This window comes from Clostridium grantii DSM 8605 (genome assembly GCF_900129965.1).
GTDB lineage: Bacteria > Bacillota > Clostridia > Clostridiales > Clostridiaceae > Clostridium_AF > Clostridium_AF grantii.
In genome coordinates this window covers 1-7,000 of record NZ_FQXM01000054.1, presented here as the reverse complement: position 1 = coordinate 7,000, position 7,000 = coordinate 1, and the positions used below count along the sequence as shown (strand labels likewise).

Annotated in this window: 9 protein-coding genes and 1 other annotated feature; of the genes, 2 read left to right on the top strand and 7 right to left on the bottom strand. The window is 29.3% G+C overall.

The window, feature by feature from the left end; translation table 11 throughout:
• The 6 genes from BUB83_RS20625 to BUB83_RS20600 all read right to left on the bottom strand — a co-directional run.
• Positions 1–1,055: amidase (locus tag BUB83_RS20625; protein ID WP_073340975.1), on the bottom strand; the 1,055-nt coding region annotated here is incomplete at its 3' end.
• Positions 1,056–1,075: 20 nt separating this feature from the next.
• Positions 1,076–1,360, bottom strand: coding sequence for an Asp-tRNA(Asn)/Glu-tRNA(Gln) amidotransferase subunit GatC (gene gatC, locus BUB83_RS20620; protein ID WP_073340974.1), 285 nt, complete (start codon positions 1,358–1,360; stop codon positions 1,076–1,078).
• 21 nt (positions 1,361–1,381) lie between these two features.
• The gene (gene aspS, locus BUB83_RS20615) at positions 1,382–2,671 is read right to left on the bottom strand and encodes an aspartate--tRNA(Asn) ligase (RefSeq protein ID WP_073340973.1); all 1,290 of its coding nucleotides are present in this window, start codon (positions 2,669–2,671) and stop codon (positions 1,382–1,384) included.
• Positions 2,672–2,784: 113 nt separating this feature from the next.
• Positions 2,785–3,030 (bottom strand) — a binding site (T-box leader).
• 244 nt (positions 3,031–3,274) lie between these two features.
• Positions 3,275–3,640 (bottom strand): hypothetical protein, encoded by a 366-nt coding sequence (locus BUB83_RS20610; protein WP_073340972.1) that lies wholly within the window; start codon positions 3,638–3,640, stop codon positions 3,275–3,277.
• A 12-nt stretch (positions 3,641–3,652) separates the two neighbouring features.
• Complete coding sequence (locus BUB83_RS20605) at positions 3,653–4,285, bottom strand: hypothetical protein (RefSeq protein WP_073340971.1); 633 nt, start codon at positions 4,283–4,285, stop codon at positions 3,653–3,655.
• A gap of 129 nt (positions 4,286–4,414) precedes the next feature.
• Positions 4,415–5,410, bottom strand: a complete 996-nt coding sequence (locus tag BUB83_RS20600) for a S8 family serine peptidase (RefSeq protein ID WP_073340970.1) — start codon at positions 5,408–5,410, stop codon at positions 4,415–4,417.
• Between the two features lie 247 nt (positions 5,411–5,657).
• Between BUB83_RS20600 and BUB83_RS23030 the strand changes: the two genes are divergently transcribed.
• On the top strand, positions 5,658–6,149 hold the full coding sequence (locus BUB83_RS23030) for an accessory gene regulator B family protein (protein ID WP_073340969.1): 492 nt from the start codon (positions 5,658–5,660) through the stop codon (positions 6,147–6,149).
• A 60-nt stretch (positions 6,150–6,209) separates the two neighbouring features.
• On the top strand, positions 6,210–6,347 hold the full coding sequence (locus BUB83_RS22100) for a hypothetical protein (protein ID WP_159434129.1): 138 nt from the start codon (positions 6,210–6,212) through the stop codon (positions 6,345–6,347).
• On the opposite strand, the gene BUB83_RS22885 is transcribed toward BUB83_RS22100, so the two are convergent.
• The coding region (locus tag BUB83_RS22885) for a sensor histidine kinase (RefSeq protein WP_143160618.1) at positions 6,344–7,000 on the bottom strand (657 nt) is incomplete at its 5' end. The two genes, BUB83_RS22100 and BUB83_RS22885, sit on opposite strands and share 4 nt — an antisense overlap.

Here is a 7,000-nt window from a genome sequence, read left to right as displayed (position 1 = left end):
AAAGCTTCTGTTCTGCTTTTTATCATCATATCATATACATCATCAAATTCTTTAGTTCTATATCCATATCTAACTCCATCATATCTTGCTAAGTTAGAACTAGCTTCTGCTGAAGATATTAAATAATATGCTGATAATCCTTGCTCAGTTATAGGAAGAGAAATTTCTTCTACTTCTGCCCCTAACGCTTTAAAATCTTCAATAGCTTTTAATATAGCTTCTTTAATTTCGTTATCCAAACCTTCTCCAAAGAACTCTTTAGGTACTCCTATTTTCATACCTTTAATTCCTTGATCTAACTTATCTAAATAAGTAGGATATTCTGCTGTTTTACTTGAAGTATTATCTAACTCATCACTTCCTTGAATTACTTCTAAAAGAAGTGCGCAATCCTCAACAGTTTTAGCAAAAGGTCCTATTTGATCCAAAGAAGAAGCAAAAGCTATAAGCCCAAATCTAGAAACTAATCCATAAGTAGGTTTAAAACCGATAACCCCACAAAATGCCGCTGGCTGTCTTATAGAACCCCCTGTATCTGAGCCTAAAGAAAATGGAGCAAAACTTGCTGCTACCGCTGCTGCTGAACCACCTGATGATCCCCCTGGAACTCTTTCTGTATCAACTGGATTTTTAGTTACTTGAAATGCTGAATTTTCATTTGAAGAACCCATAGCAAACTCATCCATATTTGTTTTTCCAATTATAATTGCATCTTCTTCTTTTAATTTTTTAATTACAGTTGCATCATAAGGTGGTACAAAATCTTCAAGCATTTTTGATGCACAAGTCGTTGTTGTTCCCTCAGTACAAATATTATCTTTTATTGCTATAGGAACCCCTGCAAGTCTACCTACTTTTTCCCCTTTAGCAATTTTACTATCTATCTCTCTAGCTTTTTCTAATGAAGCTTCTTCACATAAAGTCAAGAAAGCATTGATTTCACTATCTTTTTCTTTTATTATTTCATAAAACTGCTTTATAACTTCTTCACTAGTGAACTCTTGTTTTGCAATTCCATCTCTAATTTGTAGAGCAGTTAATTCTGTAACTTTCATCACTATTCCTCCCTTCTTTTTTATTCAACCACTTTAGGCACTTGAATACTTGTATCTCTCATAGATTTTACATTCTGAAATAATTTTTTCTTATCCTCAAAAACTTCCATCTTATCTTTTCTAAACTCTCTATTAACTTCATCAAATTTATTGATATCAATATCATCTAAATTAACATTATCTATAGCTTCAAAATGAGTTAATATATTTTCAAATTCTGTAGCTAATTTTTCTATCTCATCTTCTTCAAATTTTAATTTTGCAAGTTTAGCAATATATTGAACTTGTTCTGTTTGTATTTTCATAGTTTAACCCTCCCCAACTTATTATGGTACTAATCTTTTAATATCTCTTGGTAATAATGTAGATTGTCTAATATTATCAAGATCTAAAATTTTCATTGTTATTCTTTCTAATCCTATAGCAAATCCTCCATGTGGTGGCATTCCATATTTAAAAGTTTCAGTATAAAAAGTAAAGTTGTCAGGCTCTAATCCAAATTTTCTTATGTTACCTAAAAGCATTTCGTAATCATGAATTCTTTGCCCTCCTGTAGTTATTTCTAATCCTTTATAAATCAAGTCAAAACTTCTTGTAACTCCCTCTTTACTTTCATGAGGCATAGCATACATTGGTCTTTTTGAAATAGGATATTCTGTCAAAAACACAAAATCACTTCCGTATTTTTCTTTAACATATTTAGAAAATATTTTTTCTCCATCAGCATCTAAATTTCCTGGAGGACATTGTTTGTTGAACTTTTCTAAAAGTATATCTTGAGCTTCTTTCAATGGAATTCTTGGAATTTTAACTTCTTCTGGAAGAATTATATTGTACATTTCAAGTTCTGATTTGCAAGTATCACTTAATCCTTTAAATATATAATTAATCATTTCTTCTTCTAAACTCATTAATTCTTCTTCATCCTTGATAAATCCCATTTCAACATCAAGACTTACATATTCACTTAAATGTCTCCAAGTATTATGAAGTTCTGCTCTATAAGCATGCCCTACTTCAAAAACTCTTTCAAATCCCGCTCCTACCATCATTTGTTTGTAAAATTGTGGACTTTGAGCTAAAAATGCTCTGTTATCATAGAAATCTACGGTAAACATTTCACTTCCACCTTCTGTAGCTGAATCTATTATTTTAGGTGTATGAATCATAGAAAATCCTTTGCTTTTAAGAAAGCTTCTAAAACCATCTTCAATTTCCCCTTGAACTTTAAATATAGCTCTTTGGTCTGGTTTTCTTAAACTTATACTTCTATGGTCTAATTGAACTTCTAATTTTGATTTTAACTTTCCTCTGTTGATTTCAAAAGGTAGCACATCATAATATGCTTCTCCTAATATTTTTAATTCACTTACCTTTATTTCAATACCTGAAGGTGCTTTTGGATTTTCAACTATAGCTCCAATAGCTTCGATAGCCACTTCATTTCTAATTCCTTTTATACTATCTTCTTCCACTACCAATTGAATTATTCCACTTTTATCTCTTAATTTAATAAAGTTTATCTTTCCTAAATTAACAATACTATGAACCCATCCTTGTACAAGTACTTCTTTTTGTTCTTCAATTTTTATATCTTTAACAAAAATTCTTTCCATTATTTACGCCCCCATTTTATATTATTTTATTTCAACTTCTGCATCAGCAAAAGATATCTTTAATTTCTACTTTTAATTTTAAATACAGAAAGTCCCTATACAATTTAACATTGTATAGGGACGAATATATTCGCGGTACCACCCTAGTTAGCTTTCGCTCACTCATATCAGCACGGTTAAAAAACTTAACTTATGCTTATTCTTTTTAACGGTAGAAAACCGGCTAAGTCTACTCTTCTTTAGAATTTCGGTTAGCTCCTCCAAGGTGTTCTTCACTATAAGACTTAATACTAAGCTTACACTACCCTTAGCTCGCTAAAATCTTATCAAATAGTTACTCTCCTTATCACAGGTTTTGTATCTAGGATTAATTTATATTTATTATATATGCATATTATAAATAAATCAATAGCAAATTTCAAATTTCTTTGATAATTTAATATGGTTTTCTTTATTTTCTTATTTATTTCACATGGAAAAAATTCAAATTATTTTATTTTGATAAAAATAAGCTATTTCCAAAAGAAGATAGCTTATTCATTATTGTATCAAAAAATATTCAAAATTAATCACAAACATTAATATCATTAAAGTTGAAAATAATTAGCTCTGGTGTATTCTTTTTGAGATTAGATAAATGGATAAATAAACGCATGTTGGTAAATTTAAAATAATACTAACAACTCCATATCGTAGAAGTTCTTTAATAACTGTATATTCTTGAATATTGGGACTGCTATCACCTGAGTATTTATATGTTTGTAATATTTCTGCAGATATATTACCATATATTGTTATGTCATTATATATGATATTCCCAATTATAATCATTGAGAATATAAATAGAATACTAGGTAATACTAATCCAGTCCATCGCGCTCCTTTTTTTCCAAGATTATATTGCAACACAATACCACCTAACATCAGCAAGCCGATAATACAATTAATTAATACACTAATGTAATTCATCTCAATAATCTCCTAACCCGCCTGAATTATCATGCCGATTCCATGATTTAGTGTAGTACGAATTTTTTGTCCAAGAATATACGCTTCAGTTACTAATGTGCCTTCTGCCCATACATCTGCTTTTTTCTTATTCTCTAAATAATTATATCCAGATTTATATTGATTCCAACTCACAAAATTAAATGCTGAACCATATTGTCTTGTTGATATATTTGATATATCCGTAAAAGTGCTTGTTCCATCATAAATTGTCCCACTACATTTTAATTCAATTGTTGCATTTCCAAGAGCTCCATTACTAATATTAGCATATGTAGTATAAGTCTTTGTATACACCCAATTTATCATGCTTTCCTTAGCATCAGCTTCTCCAGCATCAATGAAATACTCATAGCTTGCAAGAGATTCTTCAAGTTTTTGAAGTTCTAAATCAACTTCATCTCCTGTATATTTAACATTCTGATTAAATTCGATTATATCACATTGAGTATTGTATTTTTTATATAATGTTTCAATCTCTTTTTTAATCTGCCCTGCTGATACGTACTTGTCCTCTTTTTTTTCAGCTGCATTAGCTGATACCCCTAAGCTAAATAATAACATTAATACTAAAACTATCGAAAAAGCTTTCTTAATAATTTTCATTTCTATTCCTCCATTCTAATTTTGGTTTATGCAATTTCTAACATGTGATTACATTTAATTCAATATAAATCTCAAATAGTGAGGAGCTGCCATTGATGTACCACTGCACTCTGTATATTGATTATTGGGCTATGTAGAGAGTATATTATATCCTGGCGCCCAAACATCTACACCATTTATTGCACTAAATCCTAAAATATTACCGCTATAATCAATTGCTCCTACAGCAACAACTTCTTCAAAAACTGCTGGATATTGAGAATAACCACCATAATTATTTCCTGAAGATGCAATCATAATAATGCCATTTTCGCTAGCCAATTTAACTACATCATGAAGAGCGATTAAATTTTCATTGATACCAAAACTCATATTTATAATATCAATGTCATTTATTATACACCAATTAATTCCATAGATAATATCTGATACATATCCATCACCATAAGAATCTAGAGCTTTCACTGAATATAAATCAACTTCTGGAGCAACACCTACAACTCCAATGTCATTATCTGTAGCGCCGATAATCCCTGCCACATGAGTTCCATGTCCATTATTATCATTATATGTATTATCATTAATAATAGTATTAATACCACCTTTGATATTATCACCCAAATCAGGATGATTCACATCTATACCAGTATCAATCACTGCCACTTTAATGCCTTCCCCTCGAGTTATTTCCCACATTTCAGGTGCTCCAACATATTTAATACCCCAAGGAATGACTTCTTCTTGCTCCTCCGGAGTAGTGTCATCTTTTTTCTTTGTTTTACTCGTTATATCACTGTCATTTACTTTACCAGATATGTATACAATAGCATCATCTATGGATACAATAACATCATCTTCAACATATCGAACACTTTCCTCAGATTCAAAATTATCAACATCACTTACGTTTACTACTATTGCATTGATGGCTTTAATATCCTTAATCTTTGTTGCTCCATGTTTCTTAATGATATTATTCTTCTTAACCTTATCAACACTCTCCTCAAATACAACTATTTTCCTCTTTGATTGAGTTTTTGCATGAGAAACCTTAATGGGAAACATTGATACCAATATAGTTAATGTTACAATAGAACATGCAATAATATTTAATATCTTCCTCATCACTTCACCTCCTCACCTCTAAATTTTTCAATCCTATTAAATCGATTTATAAATACCAGCTGTCAACTTATTGTTTACATATAAATAGTAATCCAAAATGATTTGATAATCTATACATTATGCTTATTCGTATTAATCTATTGATTATTCAATTTTTCATCATCCAAATAATCAATAATCCATAGCAAATAATCAATTGCCATTCAAACATAGAATGAATGTGTTATCTTATTTATAGGTGGTTAAAATGATAAAAAGAATAAGTTCAAAAATTATTTTCAAACTAAATGTGAATCATTTTTATAGAGAAACAGAAATAGAACAGATGATTTATTCCTTAACAGCTCTCTTAAATAATTTCACCAAATTAATTTTACTTCTAGTTATATTTTTATTTCTTGGAAATTTAAAAGAATTCATATTTGCGTTTATTTTATCAACAGTTTTAAGAGTAATTTCTGGAGGCTTTCACCTTAAACATTATTGGACATGCTTTCTATTCTCTCTGTTTTATTACATATCATTACTAGAATTATATTACTTACAAGTATCTAACATCACAATGTTGCTTCTTGTAATAATTTTTAGTATTATTTTAATTTGCTTAACTCCTATTGCCTGTAAACAACGTGAAGCAATTCGTAAAACAGATAAAAAAATATGTAAATTATTAGCACTCTGCTTAGTTCTTCTCTACTATTATATATACACATTAAAAAAGACCCCGCTTATAGCATAGGTCTTTGGATTATCATATTACAATCTATTCAATTATTATTTATGAAAGGGGTGATTATTAATGCAAACCATTTTCAATCAAAAAATAGGAAAATATATTTGTAGTTTTCTACTAGTTTTATCTCCCGTTATTGCAATAAGTCAACAATCAACTTTTTTATGGGGTGAAACTGAAATACCAGAATCTCTTAAAAATTAAATATGTATAACTTCTACCACTACAGATTTAGATAAGGTATCATAAAAAAATGTTATGGTCCCTTTATTTGAATTAAGTAATTGTTTAAGCTTGTACAATCCAATTCCTCTTTTATTATTAGCTTTTGTAGAAAATCCCTTATTAAAAAAATTATTTATTTCCTTTGTTGAAATATATTCAGATGGATTAACAATCTTTATGTAGTTTCTATCTTCCTTCCTACTTAAAAATATTTTGATTTCTTTCTTTCCAATATAATTTTCAGTTGCCTCCATAGCATTATCGATTAATATACCATATATCTCCACCAATTGATAAGTCTCATGATATGATTCTAATGAAATGTTATTGATTTCTACCTCCATATGAATATGATTTTCTTTTGCTGTAGAATACTTGCTATACAAAAAAGCCATTATTATTTTATTATCTAACTTTAACAATTCTTTCCATATATCCTCTCGGCTCACTTGCTCAATATATTCACTTAACTCTTTACTACAAGCATTATTTGATTTCTCATTCATGGCTATCAGTGTTTGTATATGACTTCTTTTAACTTCTTTACCAAAAGCTTCTGTTCTGCTTTTTATCATCATATCATATACATCATCAAATTCTTTAGTTCTATATCCATATCTAACTCCATCATA

Bases quoted from the DNA above. Each gene is read 5' to 3' on its own strand.
- BUB83_RS20600 (WP_073340970.1), bottom strand. From the start codon at position 5,410: ATGAGGAAGATATTAAATATTATTGCATGTTCTATTGTAACATTAACT.
- BUB83_RS22100 (WP_159434129.1), top strand. From the start codon at position 6,210: ATGCAAACCATTTTCAATCAAAAAATAGGAAAATATATTTGTAGTTTT.
- gatC (WP_073340974.1), bottom strand. From the start codon at position 1,360: ATGAAAATACAAACAGAACAAGTTCAATATATTGCTAAACTTGCAAAA.
- aspS (WP_073340973.1), bottom strand. From the start codon at position 2,671: ATGGAAAGAATTTTTGTTAAAGATATAAAAATTGAAGAACAAAAAGAA.
- BUB83_RS20605 (WP_073340971.1), bottom strand. From the start codon at position 4,285: ATGAAAATTATTAAGAAAGCTTTTTCGATAGTTTTAGTATTAATGTTA.
- BUB83_RS23030 (WP_073340969.1), top strand. From the start codon at position 5,658: ATGATAAAAAGAATAAGTTCAAAAATTATTTTCAAACTAAATGTGAAT.
- BUB83_RS20610 (WP_073340972.1), bottom strand. From the start codon at position 3,640: ATGAATTACATTAGTGTATTAATTAATTGTATTATCGGCTTGCTGATG.